This window comes from Bradyrhizobium sp. LB11.1 (assembly GCF_040549385.1).
In the GTDB taxonomy this organism is placed as follows: Bacteria; Pseudomonadota; Alphaproteobacteria; order Rhizobiales; family Xanthobacteraceae; genus Bradyrhizobium.
This window is the reverse complement of the sequence record NZ_JBEPTH010000019.1, coordinates 56576-75489: the sequence shown is the minus strand read 5'-3', so window position 1 is coordinate 75489 and position 18914 is coordinate 56576. Positions and strand designations below refer to the sequence as shown.

The following is an 18914-nucleotide window of genomic DNA, read 5'->3' as shown; positions in this document are numbered from 1 at the left end:
AGGGCGATCAGGCGTCCTTCCAGGAGGACAAAGCGTGCGCGACGCAGCCGTTGATGTGCTCGCTGAGGACGCCCCTCGCGCTCTTGATGTCGCGCTTCAGTGCGCATTCCAGCAGAGCCTTGTGCTGGTTGATTGTCTCGGTGCCCCGATAGCGCAGCGCATAGCGGAAGTATTTGTCGAACACGATCGCGTGGGTGTGCATGAGCTCGCGCGACCCGCAACTCGAAATCAGCGCCTGGTGGAATTCACCGTCGTAGCGCTTGCGCAACTCGGGATCGTCGCCGTCCCTGAGGACGGTGCGCTCGGTCGCCGCCAGCTTGTGATGCGCCGAGACCACGCGGCCTTCCCACTCGACGTCGCCGGCGCGGAACGACTCGGCCATCGCGTGGTGCTCGAGCAGAATGCGGAGATCAGCGAGCTCGCGCAGGTTCTGGATCGAGATCGGCGCCACCTCGAATCCGCGCTGGCCTTCGGCCACTACGAACCCCTCTGACGTCAGGCGATTGAGGATCTCACGCAGTGTCGAGATGCTGACGCCGTAGTCTTCCTTCATGGCATCGAGCCTGAGACGCCCGGAGGGCGTCAGCACGCCGAAAATGATGTCGGACCGGATGCGCTGATAGCCGCTATCGCCCGCCGACAAAGGCCGTTCCTCAAGTGCCGTCATGCCTTCTGATCCCGCCTGTCCGCACCGCCGTCCGCCGTGGGGCAGGCGAACCATCAATGTTGCCAGCACTATAGCAGATCAACGACGTCAGATATGTAAAGAAATATCATATGAACTTGTGATTGTCGGTTGACGCTAGAATATATGTATGATGTGTAAATTAGCTGAGGGTACGGAAAATAAGCGCTTAAGCCGCCGGTGCCCCAAGGGAACAGTGAGGAAACGATGAGCTTGTGGGTACGGGCGCTGTCTGCGACGGCGATCTGCATGGCGCTGACGGTCGGCGCATCCGCCGCTGATGACATTCAGGAGCGGACGATCAGGTGGGGACACCTGAACAACACCGATCACCCCGTCAGCCTTGGCGTGCAGAAATTCGCCGAGATCCTGTTGGCGAAGAGCGGGGGCAAAATGAAGGTCCGCGAGTTCGCGGCTTCACAGCTCGGCAACGAGTTGCAGCAGCAATCCGCGCTACGCGGCGGCACCCAGGAGATGCTGTCGGCATCGACGACCTCGCTCGCGACGGTCATCCCGGAGTTCGGGCTTATCGATTTCCCGTTCCTGTTCAACACGACCGAACAGGCCGACGCGCTCGCGACCGGCAAATTCGGCAAGGCAATGCTGGATACGCTGCCGTCGAAGGGGCTGATTGGTCTCGGCTATTGGGGCCTCGGCTTCCGCAACGTCACCAACAGCACCCGTCCCATCACCAAGCTCGAGGATTTCAGCGGCCTCAAGCTTCGCGTGATTCCGAACCCGGTTTATCTCGAGACCTTCGGCGCCTTCAAAGCCAATCCGGTCCCGATGGCCTTCGGCGAACTGTATTCGGCGCTGGAGACCCGCACCGTCGACGGCGAGGAGAATCCCTACACGGTCATTCTCTCGAACAAATTCTACGAAGTGCAGAAATATGTCTCCGCCACCAATCACACCTTCACCCTGAACATCATTCTGGTGAGCAAGGCGTTCTGGGACAAGCTGTCGCCGACCGAGCAGCGCCTGATGCACGAAGCCTATGAAGAGAGCCGCGGCTATCAGAAGGAGCAGACCCGCGCGCAGACCGAAAAGGCGCTCGCGGAATTGCAGGCCAAGGGCATGCAATACAACGCGATCGCCCCCGAGGAGACCGAGCGCATGCGCAAGACGTCGCAGCCGGTCGCGGACAAGATTTCAGCCAGCTTTCGTCCCGAGACGGTCAAGCTCTTCAACGACGAAGTCGAACGCATCCACAAGGACGTGAAGTAGCCGACCTCTTCATCACGCAGGCGGCTGGGCCGGCCAAAGCCGGCTCACGCCCTCTTTGGCTTGGACATCACGCATGGCGCGCGCTCTCGACCTCTACTGCACCTTCCTGAAGGCTGTCATTGCGGCGTGTCTCGCGGTCATGGTGGTCCTCGTCTTCGGCAATGTGGTCCTGCGTTACGGCTTCAATTCCGGAATCACGATTTCCGAGGAGCTGTCGCGCTGGCTGCTGGTCTGGCTGACCTTCCTCGGTGCGATCGTCGCGATGCGCGAGCATGCCCATCTTGGCGTCGACACCCTGATTCGGAAACTGCCGGCTTCCGGCAAGCGCATCTGCTTTGTGCTCAATTACTGCCTGATGCTGTTTGCCGACTGGCTGCTGCTCTCGGGCAGCTGGCGGCAGACCATCATCAACCTCGACGACCGCGCGCCGGCCACCGGTCTTTCGATGGGCATCTTCTACGCGGTCGGCGTGATCTTCGGCGCGTCGACCGCAATCATCCTTCTCTACGACCTGTACCGCGTGATCAGCGGGCAGGCGAGCGAGGAGGACATGGTGGCCGTCAGGGAATCGGAGGAGCAATGATGTCCTTCATCATCTTCGCGCCCGTTCATTCCCTTCGCGCCACCCGGATCATGTCATGACGATCGCCGTTTTCACCTTCTCGCTGCTCGGCGCCATGGCGCTGGGCATGCCGATCGCGTTTGCGCTCCTCATCTGCGGCGTTGCCCTGATGAGCACGATCGACATGTTCGACTCCCAGATCGTGGCGCAGAACGTCATCAACGGCGCGGACAGCTTCCCGCTGATGGCCATTCCCTTCTTCATGCTCGCCGGCGAGGTCATGAACAAGGGCGGTCTGGCGAAACGCATCGTCAATGTCGCGCTCGTTGCAGTCGGGCATTTCCGCGGCGGCTTGGGCTATGTCACGATCATGGCGGCCTGTATCCTGTCGTCGCTGTCAGGATCCGCTGCGGCCGACGCCGCCGCGCTCGCCGCGCTGCTGGTGCCGATGATGGTGGCAGCGGGTCACAAGAAGACCTACGCAGCGGGTCTCGTCGCCGCCGGCGGCGTCATCGGTCCCGTCATCCCGCCCAGCATCGGCTTCGTAATCTTCGGCGTCGCCGCCAACGTCTCGATCTCAAAACTGTTTCTGGCCGGCATCGTTCCCGGTCTCCTTCTTGGAATTGGCCTCTGCGCCGCCTGGTACTGGGTCGTGCGCAAGGAAAACCTGACGCCGCCGCCGCGCGCCTCGCTGCGCGAAATCCTGCACGCGATCACCGACGGTTTCTGGGCGCTGATGCTGCCCGGGATCATCATCGTCGGCCTGCGTTTCGGCATCTTCACGCCGACCGAGGCCGGCGTCGTCGTCGCCGTCTATTCGCTGTTCGTCGCGACCTGTATCTATCGCGAGCTGAAATGGTCGGAGGTTTACGCGGTCATGGTGTCGTCGGCCGTGACGACCAGCGTCGTCATGTTCCTCGTCGCCGCGGCTTTGGTGTCGTCCTGGCTGATCACGGTGGCCGAAATCTCCGCCCAGGTCGTCGATCTCCTGAAGCCTTTCATGGGGAACAACACCATCCTGATGCTCGCAATCATGGCCGTGGTGGTGGTCGTGGGAACGGCACTCGACATGACGCCGACCATCCTGATCCTGACGCCGATCCTGATGCCGATCATCAAGGCGGCGCATATCGACCCCGTCTATTTCGGCGTACTCTTCATCATCAACAACTCCATCGGCCTGATCACGCCGCCAGTCGGCATCGTGCTCAACGTCGTCTGTGGCGTCTCCAAGATCAGCATGGAGGATATCATCAAGGGCGTCTGGCCGTTCATGATCGCGCAACTGATCGTCCTGTTCGCGATGGTATTCTTCCCGGGACTGGTGACGATCCCGGCAAAATGGTTCGGCGGCTAGTCGCATCGAAAACGAAGGAGCAGGACAATGGCCGCTAAAATCATGATCCTCAATGGGCCCAATCTCAATTTCCTCGGCATCCGGGAGCCGCATATCTACGGCCGGACGACGCTGACGGAGATCGAGGCGAGCTGCCAGGCGCTGGCCAAGCAGATCGGCGTGTCGATCTCGTTCCATCAGTCCAACATGGAGGGCGAGCTCGTCAGCCTGATCCAGTCCGCTCATGGCAACGCGGACGCGATTATCATCAACCCGGCCGCCTATTCCTTCACGTCGATCGCGCTGATCGATGCGCTGAAGATTTTTGAGGGTGTGAAGATCGAGCTGCATATCTCGAACATCCATGCGCGCGACGAGATTCACCGCCACTCGATCACGTCGAGCGCCTGCACGGCCGTGATTTGCGGCCTCGGCCCATACGGCTATCTCGCCGCGATGCTGGCCGCCGTTCAGCGGCTCGGACAATTGCCTGTAACGATCCCGCCGGCTCTTCACGGGCTCGCAGCGACGAGCCAGGCCTAAGCTAAAGGAGAAGCGGGATGCGCGGATCGGGATTTCTCGCCATCTGGAGCGACGTCACGGCGCAGGATCTGACCGATTACCGGCACTGGCTGACGCGCGAGCACACCACCGAGCGCGTCACCACCAGGGGGTTTCTGGCATCGCGCGTCTTCCGCGCGACGCGGGAGGACGTCAATCGCATCTTCATCCTGTACGAACTGGAGACACCCGAGGTCCTCGATGGCGAAGCCTATCTGGCACGCCTCAACGCGCCGACGCCGTGGTCGCAGCGCATCATGCCAAAGCTCGGCAATTTCGTGCGGGGCGGGGGCACCACGGTGGCGTGGGCAGGGCGCGGCGAGGGGGCGACGATCACAGCGCTGCGCATCGAGCAGCTGCCTGGCAATCCGCAGGAATTGGCGGAGGCGCTGGTTGCGTGCGACGGGATCGCGGCCGCACAGATCGGAGCAACCGACGAAGCGCGGACATCGGTGCCAACAGCTGAAAAGGGTATGCGCAAGGACGAGGGCTTTTTCGCAGGCCTTCTGCTGATCGAGGCGCTCGATGTGGCCTCCTTGCAGGCCGCTTTGCAGCAGGCGCGCACGATCGCCCCCGACGTCCTGGGCCGAGCAAGCGAGCCGGAAATCTATCAAGCCATGTTTGCACTCGACGCCCGCATCGCGGATTATGGCTGATGGCCAATTTCTCGCTCGCCGCCCTGACCGTGCTCGAGCTTGCGCCGCCCGAGATGATCGAGCTAGCGGCCCGCTGCGGCTACGAGAAGGTTGGGCTGAGGTTGCTGCCGGCAACGCCGGGCGGAATTGCCTATCGCCTGATGGACGAAGCACCGCTGCTGCGGGAGACGCTGGCGCGGTTGCAGGGGACGGGCGTGACCGTCGCCGATCTCGAGGTCGTTGCGTTCAGGCCCGAGACGGACGTCGCGTCCTTCACGTCGTTCTTCGAGGCGGGCGCGCGCCTCGGCGCCAGGCACATCCTCGTTGCCGCCTACGATCCGGATCTGGTCCGGTTTTCCGATCGCTACCGGCAGTTTTGCGAAGCGGCTGCAACGTATGGACTGACGTCCGATCTCGAATTCATGCCCTGGACCAGTGTTCCGGACCTCAAGACCGCGATGCGGATCGTCGGCGACATCGATCATCCCGCTGCCGGCGTTCTGGTCGATGCGTTGCATTTCGATCGATCGCAGAGCACGCTTGCGGATCTTCGCACCGTCCCGGCACAGCGGCTTCACTACTGGCAACTCTGCGACGGCCCCGCCGAGCGTCCGGCGACGACGGAGCAGATCATCCTTGCCGCGCGCGAGGAGCGCATGTTTCCGGGCGAGGGCGGCATCGATCTGATTGGACTGACGAGGGCGATGCCGGACCACCTCACCATCAGCATCGAGGTTCCGACCGTTCAACTGGCGAAGACCGTTGATGCCGAAACGCGGGCGCGCCGGGCGCTCGGGGCGGGCAAGGCCGTGGTCGAGAGGGCGCGCGGGAATTCATGAGGGAGGGCGCTCCGGATGCCACAAGGCGATCGCTCCTTTGACGTCGAGACCGATCTGCTGGTCTTAGGCGCAGGTGCGGCCGGAATGACGGCCGCGTTGGTCGGTGCCCTCGAAGGGCTCGATGTCATCCTTTGCGAAAAGTCGGACATGGTGGGCGGCACGACCGCAACCTCCGCCGGGACCGTCTGGATTCCGGGCAACCGGCAAGGACAGCGCGTTGGCATGCCTGACACGGTCGAAGCCGCGCGCATCTATCTCGCCGCGATGCTCGGCGCGCACGCGACGGACAAACGTCTGGACACATTCCTGAAAGTTGGCCCGATCGTTCTCGATTATCTTGAGCAGAAGACGAGCGTGCAGTTCGCTGCACCGCCGGTCCACCCCGATTACAAGAACCTGCCCGGCGCGGCCATCGGGGGGCGGGCCCTTGGGGCGCTTCCGTTCGATGGTCGCAAGCTCGGTAACGACTTTGCCCGCGTCAGGCCGCCACGCCGGGAGTTCACGGTTCTCGGCGGCATGATGGTCGGGAAGGCGGACATTCCGCCTTTGCTGGCGCCCTTCCACAGCTGGACAGGCTTCAAGCACGTCATCGGCCTTCTCACGCGGCATGCGCTGGATCGCATTAGCCACAAGCGCGGAACGCACCTGATCATGGGCAATGCGCTGGTCGCCAGACTGTTCGACAGCGTCCGTCGCGCCGGCGTCCACTTGCGATTTGAGACTGCACTTCGCGAGATCATCTGCGAAGGCGACGACATCGTCGGTGCCGTCCTGTCGTCTCCGAGCGGAGAGGTAGCCATACGTGCCCGCAAGGGCGTGGTGCTGGCGACAGGCGGCATCGGATGGAGCCGCGAGCTTCGCGAGCGATTGTTTCCGGACGACGCACGGCGCTTTTCGCTCGCGCCGTCATCGAATACCGGAGACGGCATTTTGGCGGCCGAGCGCGTCAACGCCGTCATCGAGCGCGACCTCGAAAGCCCCGCCTTGTGGATGCCGAGCTCGGTGATGGCGCAGGCTGACGGCCATGTCTCGGTCTTCCCGCATATCATGCTCGATCGGGCCAAGCCGGGACTGCTGGCCGTGGACAAATCGGGACGCCGCTTCGTCAATGAGGCCGATTCCTACCACGACTTCGTCGCAGCGATGTTGGCAGCGTCAACTACACCGGCCTTCTTGATCTGCGATCGCAGCTTCATCAGGGAATTTGGCCTCGGGCTGGTTCACCCCGCGACCAGGATTTTGAGCGGCTTCCTTGAGGCCGGATATCTGATGGAAGGCGAAACCATCGAGGCGTTGGCCCGCCAGATCGGCGTGGATGCCGACCAGCTTGCGCAAACAATCGCGAGATACAACGGTTTTGCGGAAACAGGTGTCGACGAAGACTTCGGCAGAGGCTCCAGCGAGCTGAATCGGTTCAATGGCGATCCCGCGAACAAGCCGAACCCTTGTCTGCGGCGGATCGGCCCGGGACCTTATTTCGCCGTCGCCGTATGGCCGTCAGACCTTGCGAGCAGCGCCGGCTTGCGCACTGATTCATGCGGCCGGGTCTTGTGTGGCAACGGGAAGAGTTTGTCCGGGCTGTACGCAGTCGGAACCGACGCATCGTCGATCTTCCGCGGCACCTATCCAGGTCCCGGTACGATGATCGGTCCCGCCATCGTCTTCGGCTGGTGCGCCGCGATGGACGCCGCAGGATGCGACTTTCGCGCTGAGATACCGTTTTGTTCTCAAATCATTCCGATACGGCATTAGCGCTCAAGGCCGTACTCGTCCAATCTGGTCCACAAGTGAAGAACAAGAGTCGTCGGCCATGGCCGACGAGGGCCCGGAGGAAACCAAGAAGCTCACCACGCTGCTTTCCGGCCTATCCTACAAACGGCAGTGCAATCTCAAACGTTGAACCCTGAGCGCCCGATTTGCCAAGATCCAAGCGGCCTTCATACCTCTCGATGATCCTGCGGCAGATCGCCAATCCTAATCCCATGCCCGCCGGCTTTGTCGTAACGAAAGCCTCAAAGATGCGGTCACGGTCCTGCGGGACAATTCCGGTGCCACTATCCTGGATGGACAAGAGAACGAACCCATTTCGCTCGATCCGCGTGCTAATGTTCAATCGGCGGCCGTTGCGGGGAGTGGAAGCCATCGCCTCGATGGCGTTTTTGAGCAAGTTTAGAATGACCTGTTGTAACTGTACCGGATCGGCATTTACGAAGGGCACTTCGGTCCCAAACGCCGTCTCGACGAGCACCTCGTTGAACTGCAGTTCGTGCTGCAACAGCCGTAGCACCTGCTGTGCGACGTCCTCGACGCTGACCATGGACGGTTGATCCGTTGTACCCTTGAATAGCTCGCGAACGCTTGTGATTGTCTCATTTATTCTAGAGCTGGCTCGTCCAATATCCTCGAGAATGGAACGTACCTCATCGAGCCGGAGAGGTTTTGCAACAAGCTCCTGCTGAGCGGTTTCCGCGTTCAACGTGATTGATCCCAAGGGTGACCTGATTTCATGCGCAATCGCCGCAGTAGCTGCATCTATGCTTGCGAAGCGATTGGCACGCTCGCGTCGCTGCATCACCAGGGCGTTGGCCAGCCGCGAATAGAGTACGGTCATTTCTGTGACCAATACAGACAGCAGCATACAACTTGCGATCAAGGCAAATCCGCGAGCGGTATACCAGCCTACGGAAAATCGAGCCGAGCCCGCGTATGCCGCTACTAGAAAGTTAGGGACCGCTGCAAACAACGTGACCATCAGCCACAGATCGAGCACCGTGCGTCGGCTGGCGAAAAGCACCAGTAGTACGAAACAACCCAATAGTGTGAGGCCGATGTTGAATTGGTTGCTGAGCGACGTCTGCAGCATGAGGCCTGTCGTGAAAAACTTCGGCAGGTATTCGACCTGTGTTATCACCAGCCACGACAACAGACCCATCATCCCCAATGCAAATATCAGCGTGATAGCGATATCCGCTGTCGTCGATCCCCGCGATATCTTTCCCTTATCCTTGAGCAGCGCATATGAGAGGATGCTCAAGGGAAATGTGGTGTACCAGAGTACGAAAAGCCAGGCGGGTGTGTTGTAGACGTCACCTATGAGCCCGTTGGGGGCATAGCTACCCGGAAAGCTCAACGTTTGTATAAAGGCAAACGAGCCAGCGAAGATGTATCCGCTCGCTACGGCCAGCAACGCGCGGTGCGGCTGCACCGAATATTGAGCGAGTAAGAGGGTCGCCGTCAGCAGATCTGCCACGCTCATGACCGTCTGAACGACCGGAAGAAAGCTGTCTATTCTGCCAATTTGCAGGTTAACGAAGGGAGCAAGAAGCGCTGAAACTGCCAGCATGCTGGCCACGACACCAAGAGCCACCGCTCGGTGTCGTGGGGTATAAGGCATCAAAGCCACCACCATCGGAGGGTCGCGTTCTGCAGCGAGCGTAAACTGGCGAGTGTCAGCGTTCAGCATTGTGGCCCCGTCCGTACCAATGTTAGCAGCATATCGAATGCTTGGCATTTGGCTAAATGTCTGCTCGGGGCTCACGAACGGACAATCAATCAAGCCCGGCGGCTTCCGCTTTCGCGGCGGGAGTTTATCGAGACGCGCATAGGCGACTGGCGCAGCGCAGCATTTCGAGACCAAATCGTGGATTGCAACCGCAGCTAACACCAACGTCGAAAAACCCTGCGTTCTCAAGACAATGTGTTGGAGGGAGTATCGTCCGGGAGTTCGTAACTCCGGCCGCGGCTTGATCCAGATCAAGCCAATCATCCCGGGCGGGCGGCCAAGTTCTGCAAGCGGGCTCCGACCGCCGTCATGCAGGCAGCCGTCCTTGAAGAGATTTCGCCAGTTGCTATCTACCGACGTCGTCGTTCACCTTGTGCTCCGGCTCGGATTGCTGGCGCTGCTGATCGTATGGACTTTCCTGATCATCAGGCCGTTCATACCAATTCTGACCTGGAGCGCCGTGCTGGCGGTGTCGTTTTATCCGGCCTTCGGCTGGCTCGCCAAACTGCTCGGCGGCAGTCCGCGCGCTGCGGCCACCATTCTGACATTGGTCATGCTCGGCATCGTCATCGGTCCGGCGGCGTGGCTGGGCCTCAGCGCCGTCGAGGGGATCAGCAGCATCGCAGGCCAGATCAGCGCCGGCGATCTCGCGCTTCAGGCTGCGCCGGAGCAGGTCAAGAGTTGGCCCTTGATCGGCCCGCAGCTCTACGATTTGTGGAATCTGGCCTATACCAATGTTCGCGCGGTGCTGCGCGAGGTGACTCCATATCTGAAACCGCTCGCCGGGATCATGCTGTCCTTCGCGGGCAGTGCCGGCATCGGCACGCTCCAGTTCCTGCTGTCCGTGCTGGTCGCTGGAATCCTGTTTCCGTACGGGCCGCAACTGGCCGCCGCGATCCGCGGCTTCCTGTTCCGCATCGTGCCGGAGCAGAGCGAGCATTTTCTCGAGCTCTCCGGTGCGACCATCCGCGCGGTGTCGCAAGGCGTGATCGGCGTTGCGATCATTCAGGCGCTGTTCGCCGGCATCGGCTTCAAGCTCGCCGCGATTCCGAGCGCGGGTCTGCTTGCCGTCGTCGTTCTCCTGCTTTCGATCGTGCAGCTCGGCGCCGCCATCGTGCTCATTCCCGTTGTCATCTGGATCTGGATCGACAAGGACGTGATGACGGCGCTGCCGCTGACGATATTCTTCGTCATCGTGGGCGTCCTCGACAATATCTTGAAGCCGCTGGTGATGGGACGCGGGTTGACCACGCCGACGCTCGTGATCCTGATCGGGGTGATCGGCGGAACGCTGGCGCATGGCATCATTGGCCTCTTCATCGGGCCGATCATCCGGGCTGTTGCCTGGGAGCTCGCGGCCGCCTGGATCCGCATCGAGCGCGCTGCGCCGGCCGACTTGGGCAAGAGTGCCAACCCCACGATCGATGCCACCTCACAGCACCTTTGAGTGAGTCTCATGATGTTGCAGTTGACGATCGGCGCGCTGGTGAGCACGATCAATATCGGGGGCCACGCGCTTGTTACTGTCGTCGCCGTCGCGATCGCCCGCAGTGCTGGCCATCGAAGGGCCAGACGACCGAGATTGCAACTGATGGGCGTGATGGTTGCGACCGCGGCGGTACTGATGGTTGCACACGCACTGGAAGTCCTGGTGTGGGCCTGGACGTATCACATCGTCCAGGTCGCGGCGCCCGGCAGCGATCTGCTCTATTTCGCCTTCGTCAACTACACGACGCTCGGCTATGGGGACATCACGCCGGTCCGCGAATGGCGGCTCATCGGGCCGTTGACAGCCATGAACGGTGTGCTGCTGTTCGGCTGGTCGGCCGCGATACTGTTCGAGGTCCTGCGCAAGACGCTCGACCACGTCGGATTGATCAAAGACGACGTCATCCCAGGAAGAGGATAACAGCCGTGAACGCGACTGGCAGCGCGCCGAAGACGACGACGGCGATCCGAAATGCGATCTCGTTCGACATGGACCGACGGTATCACCGGGCGCAGCCGCTGTGATGTGCAAATTGTGCCAGCCTCCCCACGTCCGCACCTTGCTGTGGTGCAGCAGATCCGGCTGACGTGGATGCGCAATGCCGGCTCCGGCCGGATCAGGGCTGCAAATCGAGGCCGGCGAGCTTGTCCCGGTCGCGCAGCACGATCTGACGCTGGGTATTGCCGATGAAGCCGAGAATGCCGAGCTCATGCAGCCGCGACAGAGCGCGGGAGACCGTCTCGAGCGTAAGTCCGAGATAGTCGGCGATATCGCGCCGGGACATCGGCAGCGCCATGACGCCAGCAGCCGTCAAGCGCTTGTCCATCTCAAGCAGGAAGGCTGCGACCCGCTCCAGCGAGGTCTTGCGGCCGAGCAGCAGCATGTGGTCTTCCGCATGATGGAGATTGTTCGTGGTCATGCTGAGCAGGTTCTTCGCGACCATGGCGTCGCTCTCGGCCACGATTTCAAGGCTCTGCCTCTTGACGAGGCGCACATGAGTATCGACGATCGCTTCTGCGGTGAAGCGATGCTCTCCACCGTTCTCCAGGCCAAAGATGTCGCCGGCCAGATGAAAGGCGCCGATCTGCCTGCGGCCGTCCGACAGCAGCTTGTAGCTTCGCACTGCACCAGACTTGACCTGATAGACATATTCGGCGGGCTCTTTTTCGCCGTAAATTTCACTGCCTTTTTTATAGGAGAATTCGCTTAAACTGACGAGCGGATTTGAATCGCTGGCCATGCCAAGGTCTCGGAGGGAATTGGGACGCAATGCGGAATCCGTAGTGGTGCGAACGAACATGGCCAACTCCTCAGGCTCATCGCCGAATTGGTCGGTCAGACAGAAATTCATTGGAGGAAATGCGCTACGCCGTCCCGCTCCCGCCGAGGTTGATTTACGACCAATGCTGTATTTCAATCCATTGTCCCAAGGGCCACTGTACCAAAGGACAGAGCATGCGTTTGCTGCACAAATTGAGAACTGAGAAAAGAGTTCGGCGCACCCTATTGCGAAGCACATGGTTTGCTTTTTGGTCACATTGGGCAGTAGCGCTACCCTGATTTGCAGAATTGACGTGTGTTCGATTTTGAGAGGTGAGCGGTGCCTGGCCTTGTTCACGTGGTCGACGATGACGCCTCATTTCGAACGGCGATCGAACGCCGTTTGAAGCTTGCAGGATATGATGTCGCGACTTACGCCTCATCCGAGGATCTGCTGGATGCGGCGCCGGACAACACCCAACAGGGATGCATCCTGCTCGATGTTCAGATCCCGGGGTTGAGCGGTCCGGATCTGCAGAGCCTCCTGGCCGTGTCCGGCTCGACACTTCCAATCATATTCCTGACGGGTCATGCCGATACACCGACCACTGTGCGGGCGATCAAGGCCGGGGCGGAGGATTTCCTGACCAAGCCGGTATCCTCCGAGCACTTGCTGGATGCGATCGAACGCGCACTGGCGCGACAGAATGCCGCGCGTGATCAACGCAACAGGCTCGATGCATTCCGCGCTTGCATCACAACGCTGACCCAGCGCGAACGGCAGGTGTTCGATCTCGTCGTGCGCGGCAAGATCAACAAGCAGATCGCCCATGAGCTCGGGACGACTGAACGCACGATAAAAGCGCACCGCCATCAGGTGATGGAGAAGATGCAGGTCCATTCGCTCGCGGAGCTCGTTTCGATCGCGGAACGGCTTGGAATGCTTGATCCGAACAGCCACTAGCCGCTGCACGACATGGCGCCTTGGTCGAGCGACCCGAGGTCGGCTCATTCATCCACATATTGCTCCAGCGTCTTGGCCGGGGCGGCCTTTTGAGCCGACGCAAACTGGGCCAGCGGTATCGATGTCATCAGCGCCAGCAGATTTGAGTCAACGGTCTCGAGCGTCAGCGTCTTTCCGGACTCCATCTGCTTGATGGTCTGCGCCAATGCGACGTCGGCGGCGATGCAGGCGTTGGTCAGGCACCAGATATAGGGAATACGAACAGGACTGCCCTGGTCGACAGTCAGCTTGGCCGGTTGTTGCAGATACATGCCGACCGGCACGAAGAGTTGCAGCCGCGCCGTCGGACTGCCCTCGCGCTCGATCAGGTCCACGCGCACCGCCATCTGCCCGGTCGGGAATCTACCGGTGATCGAGGTCCGGCACAGCATCGGCGCGCCACCGGCCTTGAAGCAGAGCTTTTGCCAGTCGCCATAGGTGATGTCTTTAGCCTCGCGCTGACCTCGTGTCGCGACTTCGGCAGGCTTATCGGACTGTGCGGCGAGACCGGGCAATGCCGCGGTCGCGGCGATGGCGGCGACAGCAAGGGCTGCGAGATAGTGACGGGCGTCTTGCATGCTCGCGTCTCCGGAGCCGGGCTCTATTTTAGCGTATCGAGAAATTTTCTCACCAGGGGCGACCAGAGCGGAATCGCGTCCGGGGAACCAATGAAAAAGTGGCCCTCGTTGCCGAATGACGGCATCAGATGATACTCGGCCCGCCCGCCGGCGGCGGTGAAGGCGGCATGCATGCGCTTCGACAGATCGGGGCCGAAGAAGGTGTCGTTCTCGATGTAGATCCACAGCATCGGCACGCGCGAGGTACGGCCGAAATCGGCGGTCGCCTCGACCAGCTTGTCCGGCGCACAATTGTTGTTGGGCTTGCCGCCGACGCGGCCGCCGCGGCCGGCGGCGAAGGTGATGATGGCCTTCACTGGCGCCGGGTTTACGCTCGATAGTGCGATGGCCGCCCAGCCGCCCGCAGATTGGCCGACCACGATCACATCCCTTGGAATGACGCGCTTTTCGGCGGCCAGATAGTCGATGATCCAGAGATCAGTCTGTGCGACCGCTAAGCCCGCATCGTGGAAGTTGGGGTTGGTGCATTTGCCGATCTTGGAGAAGAACGGGCCATAGATGCCGCGTTCGGGGATGTCGATCGCCATGGCGCCATAGCCGCTGCCGACCGGCGCCACCACAAGATAACCGCGCTTGGCGAACCACTTTGCTGCGTCGCGAAATTCGACCAGCGGAAAGAAGCTGCGATCGGTTGGGTTGAGCGAGACGCCGTGGTTCATGATCACCAGCGGGAAGGGACCGTCGCCGACCGGGCGGACCAGATAGGCGAACATGGGCAGCGGCAGTGGAAGGGCCCAGATCTCCTCCTGGATGCTGACCTCATCTTCGGCGCGGGCCGACGTGGCGCAGATGAGAAGCGCGAGGAGTGCGGTCGCGACAGACCGGAGGATGGCAGGCAGGCGCCGATCCATTGCGATTTTCCTTCAGCCCGTGGACGTAGCCGCCACGACGATCGGACCGAGCACCGTCAGCACGACGTTGCCGACCGCATAGGGTACGGCGACACCGAGCACCGGCGTCTGGCTCTCGGCGACGTCGCAAGCGCCGGTGACGGCTGCATCGACGGTCATGGCGCCGGCCAGCGCGCCGCAAGTCACGACAGGATTCATGCGCAGCAGATGGTAAACGACGAGCGTTCCGACGGCCAGCGGGACAAGGGTAACGACGATCCCCATGCCGATCAGCAGAAGGCCATGGGCCTGGATCGCCGACCAGGCGGCGAGGCCATTGCCGAGGCCTATGGCTGCGATGAAGCCGCCAAGCCCGAGATCGCTCAGCATCTGCTGTGCCGCCGGTGGCAGCGCGCCCATGGTCGGCCTGCGCGACCGCAGCCAGCCACAAACGAGGCCTGCAATCAGCGCGCCACCGCCGCCACCGAGCGTCAGCGCGACTGCTCCGATCTTGACGCTGGCAAGGCCGGCCAGGAGACCAGCGGCGATGCCGACTGCCAGGAAGGCGATATCGGTCCGGTCGCTCGCGTTCAGCGCGTGGCCGACTTGCGTCGTCGCCCGCGCGATATTGCCCGTGCTGCCGACCAGCGTCATGATGTCGCCGATATAGACGCGCGTATCGGGACCAAGGGGAACCTCCCGGCCCATCCGGGTCAGCGTCCGCAGGAAGACGCCGCGCGCGTTATCGCCGACGATGTCGGCGACTTTCCGGATCGAGCGGCCGTGCAGCTTGCGGTTCTCCACGAGCACGTCGATCACGTTGCCGGGAAGGCTGTGCAAGAGCTCGTTAGCATCGATTTCCGCGCCGATGACGGGCTTTGCCACGACGATGGCCGCGGTTGGCCCGGTCAGGACGATATCGTCGCCATTTTCGAGCACGACGTCCCGATGTGGCGCGACGTCGGCATCGCCGCGGACGATCCGCTCGATGACCGTGCGCTGGCCTATCTCCGTCTCGATGGCCTCGATCGTGCGGCCGGCAGCCGCCGAAACGCGATAGGCGCGGGCCTGGAACTTGCGATAGGACAGGTTGTCCGTCCTCGCCGGGGCGCCCCCGGCAAGCTCCGCCTCCAGCTTGGCGGCCTCCGTCTTGAGATCGACCCGCATCAGGCGCGGCGCGATAAACGGAACGAACAGCAGCGTCAGGATGTAGCCGAGCACGTAAGTGACAGCGTAGCCGGCGGCGATATTGGCCTCCTGGTGCTTCAATACATCGGCAGGCAGGTCAAGCTGTGCCAGCGCGCCCGATGCGGTGCCGATCACCGAGGACTGGGTCAGCGCGCCGGCGGTGAGGCCAGCCGCCGTGCCGGTATCAAGCTTGAACGCGTAGGCGAAGATCAGCACGAGCACGATGCCAGTCCCGCCGATCACCAGCGCCAGCACGACCTGCGCCAGGGTCCGCATGCTCAAGGAGGCGAAGAACTCCGGGCCCGATCGATAACCGATGGTGAAGACGAAGAGGCTGAACATGATCGTCCGAAGGATCGGCGGGAAGGAAAAGCTGCCGAGTTGACCGATCAATACGGCGACGATGAGGATGCAGGCGGTGGTGCCGATCGAGAAGCCGCCGATCTTGATCCGGCCCAGGATCGTGCCGATGGCAATCGCCAGCAGCAGGAAGATTTCCGGTGCGGTCATGATGATCCACCTGACGGTCTCCATGGTCGCATGTCCCCCGCGCGCGTTGCGGCAAATTTGATCCGGGAGGGCCGCAGATTGCTTGATCCAGATCAAGCCTCGGAACGTGCGATGCAATGCCTATGAGCTGATGAGGCGTTTGCAACAGCAGCTGATATGAGTTCTCTGGACGTCGCAGCCAGCGCAATCCGCCGCGACGAAACGGTCGCGATCGTCTTGCTGCTGGCATTCGCCGGCGGCTTCATCGATGCCTATGCGTGGATCCTGCATGGCGTGCTGGCGAATGCCCAGACCGCCAACCTGATTTTTCTCTGGGTCAACGCGATGGCTGGCATCTGGGCGAAGGCATTGCACTTCGTGCCCCCGATCCTGTCCTTTGCCGGCGGCATTGTGCTGGCCGCCTGGTTGCGCCGCGCTGCGGGCGAACGGGCGAGCGCCCTCAGCGTCCTGATCGAGATCGTCCTGCTGGTCGCGATCGGCATTTTGCACAATCGAATGTCTGAGGTCGCGGGCACGCTTGGCCTGTCGCTTGTAGCCGCCATTCAGGCGGGAATCTTTACCAAGGTGGAAGGCACGCTGTGCAGCACCGTGATGATCACCGGCAACATGCGCCAGGCCGTCGAGAACATTTTTACGATGGTCGCCGGCGGTACGCCGGCCGGGACAACGCGCCGCACGTGGATATTCATCGCGCTATGCGCCGCATTCGGCTTCGGTGCAGCGGTCGGGGCGTTCACCACCAAGATCATTCCCAACCTCTCGCTCGGTATTCCCGTACTCGCGCTGCTGATCGTCCTGTTGCGCTGCCAAACGGTGCCACAAGAGGTGGTCAAATGAATTCGCCTTCTGAACCGACTTGGACGCGCCTCTTTCCGCCGGCCGGCTGGCTCGCGGCCTATCGTCGCGAATGGCTTTCCTCCGACGCCATAGCCGGCATCACGCTTGCCGCCTACGCCATTCCGGTCTCGCTGGCTTACGCGGCGCTTGCCGGATTGCAGCCGCAGATCGGCGTTTACGGCTACATGCTCGGGGGCATCGGCTATGCTCTGCTCGGGGCATCGCGGCAGTTGGCGATCGGTCCGACTTCGGCGATCTCCCTGATGATCGCTGCAACCGTCGGCACGCTCGCCGGCGGCGATGCTGCGCGCTATGCGCAGATCGCAAGCCTCGCGGCTTTCGGCGTTGCTGTGCTGTGCTTCATCGCCTGGTTGTTCAAGCTCAGCGTGCTTGTCCGCCTCGTCAGCGACAGCATTCTGGTCGGCTTCAAGGCGGGGGCGGGGCTCACCATCATCATGAGCCAGTTGCCGAGCCTGTTCGGCGTTGCGGGCGGCGGCCATAATTTTTTCGACCGCATCATCAAGCTGACCGGACAACTCGGTCATCTCGATCCACTCGTCTTCGCGATCGGTGCGGTCGCGCTCCTGTCGCTTCTGCTCGGCGAACGGCTTCTGCCAGGCAAGCCGGTCGGGATCACCATCGTGGCGCTGGCGATCGTGGTGGCGACGGTGTTCGGTTTCCCGGGCCTCGGGGTGCCCGTAACCGGCAAGATTCCGGAGGGGTTGCCGGCGCTGGGAATGCCGACCTTCGGCCTCCTGGAGTTCGACGATCTGTTTCCGCTCGCCGCCGGCTGCGTGCTGCTGGCCTACATTGAAGGTGTCTCGGCGGCCCGGAGCTTTGCCGCCAAGCACGGCTACCCCCTCGACGTCCGACAGGAATTTTTGGGACTGGGCGCCGCCAACCTCGCGGCAGCCTTCGGTCATGGCTATCCCGTTGCCGGCGGCCTGTCGCAGTCGGCGGTCAATGACAGCGCCGGTGCGCGAACTCCTCTGGCTCTGGTGATCTGCTCCGTGACGCTCGGGCTGTGTCTTCTGTTCTTTACCGGGCTGCTCACCAATCTGCCGAAGGCAGTGCTGTCGGCCATCGTTTTTGCCGCGGTTTACAAGCTGGTCGACGTCCGTGCGCTCGTGCGGATGTGGCACGTCAGCCGGATCGACTTCTGCGCGGCATCGATCGCCCTGATCTCCGTGCTGCTGCTCGGCATCCTCCAAGGCGTCCTGCTGGCGTCGATTGCGTCGATCTTCCTGCTGCTGGCGCGGGCGTCGCGGCCAAACGTCGCGTTCCTTGGCCGTTTGCCCGGCAGCGGCCGCTATTCGGACAGCGCACGGCACGCGGACGTCGAGCCGCTGGTCGGGGTCATCGCATTCCGCCCCGAAGCCTCACTGCTCTACATCAATGCCGAGACGATTCTGGACACGGTGCTGGCCGCACTCAAGAGTTCGCCGGGCATCCATCTGGTCGCCTGCGACTTGTCAGCATCGCCCTATATCGATCTGGCCGGCGCGCGCATGCTGCACGATCTGCATGACGAGCTTGCGTCACGGCGCGTCACGCTGTGTATCGTCGGCGCGCATGCGCAGCTCCGCGACCTCCTGCGCGCTGAAGGGCTGGGGGAGAAGACCGACAGCGGCCAGTGGCTGCGCTCGCTCGACAGCGTTCTCGGTGACGCCAAGGGCGATCAGGCTCAGCGAACGGCGTGACGAGCTTGTTGCGATGCGAGTAGCATCGCGTGGCACGCTGAGAATACACGCGACTGTTGACTTGGATCAATGGAGCGACCGGCGCCCAAAGCATGATCCCGTATCACCTTTC

General features: G+C 62.0%; 18 protein-coding genes. 12 read left to right on the top strand and 6 right to left on the bottom strand.

What is annotated here, in order from left to right:
* Nucleotides 1–7: 7 nt before the first annotated feature.
* Entirely contained in the window at nucleotides 8–667 is a 660-nt protein-coding gene (locus tag ABIA96_RS32695) for a GntR family transcriptional regulator (protein ID WP_354141033.1), read from the bottom strand.
* Between the two features lie 225 nt (nucleotides 668–892).
* On the opposite strand from ABIA96_RS32695, the gene ABIA96_RS32690 reads away from it, so the two are divergent.
* The 7 genes from ABIA96_RS32690 (at nucleotide 893) to ABIA96_RS32660 (ending at nucleotide 7597) form a co-directional block, all read left to right on the top strand.
* Nucleotides 893–1912: a TRAP transporter substrate-binding protein gene (locus ABIA96_RS32690; RefSeq protein WP_354141032.1), complete on the top strand. Its 1020-nt coding sequence runs from the start codon at nucleotides 893–895 to the stop codon at nucleotides 1910–1912.
* Between the two features lie 73 nt (nucleotides 1913–1985).
* Nucleotides 1986–2495: a TRAP transporter small permease gene (locus ABIA96_RS32685; protein ID WP_283043917.1), complete on the top strand. Its 510-nt coding sequence runs from the start codon at nucleotides 1986–1988 to the stop codon at nucleotides 2493–2495.
* 55 nt (nucleotides 2496–2550) lie between these two features.
* Nucleotides 2551–3831: a TRAP transporter large permease gene (locus ABIA96_RS32680; protein ID WP_354141031.1), complete on the top strand. Its 1281-nt coding sequence runs from the start codon at nucleotides 2551–2553 to the stop codon at nucleotides 3829–3831.
* A 27-nt stretch (nucleotides 3832–3858) separates the two neighbouring features.
* Nucleotides 3859–4353 (top strand): type II 3-dehydroquinate dehydratase, encoded by a 495-nt coding sequence (locus ABIA96_RS32675; protein WP_354141030.1) that lies wholly within the window; start codon nucleotides 3859–3861, stop codon nucleotides 4351–4353.
* A 17-nt stretch (nucleotides 4354–4370) separates the two neighbouring features.
* Nucleotides 4371–5027 carry a hypothetical protein gene (locus ABIA96_RS32670; RefSeq protein WP_354141029.1) on the top strand — a complete coding sequence of 219 codons (657 nt, stop codon included), beginning with the start codon at nucleotides 4371–4373 and terminating at the stop codon, nucleotides 5025–5027.
* On the top strand, nucleotides 5027–5845 hold the full coding sequence (locus ABIA96_RS32665; protein ID WP_354141028.1) for a sugar phosphate isomerase/epimerase family protein: 819 nt from the start codon (nucleotides 5027–5029) through the stop codon (nucleotides 5843–5845). The genes ABIA96_RS32670 and ABIA96_RS32665 overlap by 1 nt, the downstream gene beginning before the upstream one ends.
* Nucleotides 5846–5860: 15 nt before the next feature.
* Nucleotides 5861–7597 carry an FAD-dependent oxidoreductase gene (locus ABIA96_RS32660; protein WP_354141027.1) on the top strand — a complete coding sequence of 579 codons (1737 nt, stop codon included), beginning with the start codon at nucleotides 5861–5863 and terminating at the stop codon, nucleotides 7595–7597.
* Between the two features lie 112 nt (nucleotides 7598–7709).
* Here the strand turns inward: ABIA96_RS32660 and ABIA96_RS32655 are convergent, their stop codons facing one another.
* The gene (locus ABIA96_RS32655) at nucleotides 7710–9308 is read right to left on the bottom strand and encodes a sensor histidine kinase (protein ID WP_354141026.1); all 1599 of its coding nucleotides are present in this window, start codon (nucleotides 9306–9308) and stop codon (nucleotides 7710–7712) included.
* A 364-nt stretch (nucleotides 9309–9672) separates the two neighbouring features.
* Here ABIA96_RS32655 and ABIA96_RS32650 point away from each other — a divergent pair, with 364 nt between their 5' ends.
* Together ABIA96_RS32650 and ABIA96_RS32645 are read left to right on the top strand one after the other, a co-directional pair.
* Nucleotides 9673–10794 carry an AI-2E family transporter gene (locus ABIA96_RS32650; protein WP_354141025.1) on the top strand — a complete coding sequence of 374 codons (1122 nt, stop codon included), beginning with the start codon at nucleotides 9673–9675 and terminating at the stop codon, nucleotides 10792–10794.
* A 9-nt stretch (nucleotides 10795–10803) separates the two neighbouring features.
* The gene (locus tag ABIA96_RS32645; protein WP_354141024.1) at nucleotides 10804–11256 is read left to right on the top strand and encodes a potassium channel family protein; all 453 of its coding nucleotides are present in this window, start codon (nucleotides 10804–10806) and stop codon (nucleotides 11254–11256) included.
* Nucleotides 11257–11452: 196 nt separating this feature from the next.
* Here the strand turns inward: ABIA96_RS32645 and ABIA96_RS32640 are convergent, their stop codons facing one another.
* On the bottom strand, nucleotides 11453–12136 hold the full coding sequence (locus ABIA96_RS32640; protein ID WP_354141060.1) for a helix-turn-helix domain-containing protein: 684 nt from the start codon (nucleotides 12134–12136) through the stop codon (nucleotides 11453–11455).
* 300 nt (nucleotides 12137–12436) lie between these two features.
* Here ABIA96_RS32640 and ABIA96_RS32635 point away from each other — a divergent pair, with 300 nt between their 5' ends.
* Nucleotides 12437–13060 carry a response regulator transcription factor gene (locus tag ABIA96_RS32635; RefSeq protein WP_354141023.1) on the top strand — a complete coding sequence of 208 codons (624 nt, stop codon included), beginning with the start codon at nucleotides 12437–12439 and terminating at the stop codon, nucleotides 13058–13060.
* Between the two features lie 44 nt (nucleotides 13061–13104).
* On the opposite strand, the gene ABIA96_RS32630 is transcribed toward ABIA96_RS32635, so the two are convergent.
* The 3 genes from ABIA96_RS32630 to ABIA96_RS32620 are packed head-to-tail and all read right to left on the bottom strand — an operon-like array spanning nucleotide 13105 to nucleotide 16289.
* Nucleotides 13105–13677: an invasion associated locus B family protein gene (locus ABIA96_RS32630; RefSeq protein WP_354141022.1), complete on the bottom strand. Its 573-nt coding sequence runs from the start codon at nucleotides 13675–13677 to the stop codon at nucleotides 13105–13107.
* A gap of 23 nt (nucleotides 13678–13700) precedes the next feature.
* The gene (locus ABIA96_RS32625; RefSeq protein WP_354141021.1) at nucleotides 13701–14588 is read right to left on the bottom strand and encodes an alpha/beta hydrolase family protein; all 888 of its coding nucleotides are present in this window, start codon (nucleotides 14586–14588) and stop codon (nucleotides 13701–13703) included.
* A gap of 12 nt (nucleotides 14589–14600) precedes the next feature.
* Entirely contained in the window at nucleotides 14601–16289 is a 1689-nt protein-coding gene (locus ABIA96_RS32620) for an aspartate:alanine exchanger family transporter (RefSeq protein WP_354141020.1), read from the bottom strand.
* 192 nt (nucleotides 16290–16481) lie between these two features.
* Between ABIA96_RS32620 and ABIA96_RS32615 the strand changes: the two genes are divergently transcribed.
* Nucleotides 16482–17102, top strand: coding sequence for a YoaK family protein (locus ABIA96_RS32615; RefSeq protein WP_354141019.1), 621 nt, complete (start codon nucleotides 16482–16484; stop codon nucleotides 17100–17102).
* Entirely contained in the window at nucleotides 17099–18802 is a 1704-nt protein-coding gene (locus tag ABIA96_RS32610) for a SulP family inorganic anion transporter (RefSeq protein ID WP_354141018.1), read from the top strand. Before ABIA96_RS32615 ends, ABIA96_RS32610 begins: the two co-directional genes overlap by 4 nt.
* Nucleotides 18803–18914 lie beyond the last annotated feature (112 nt).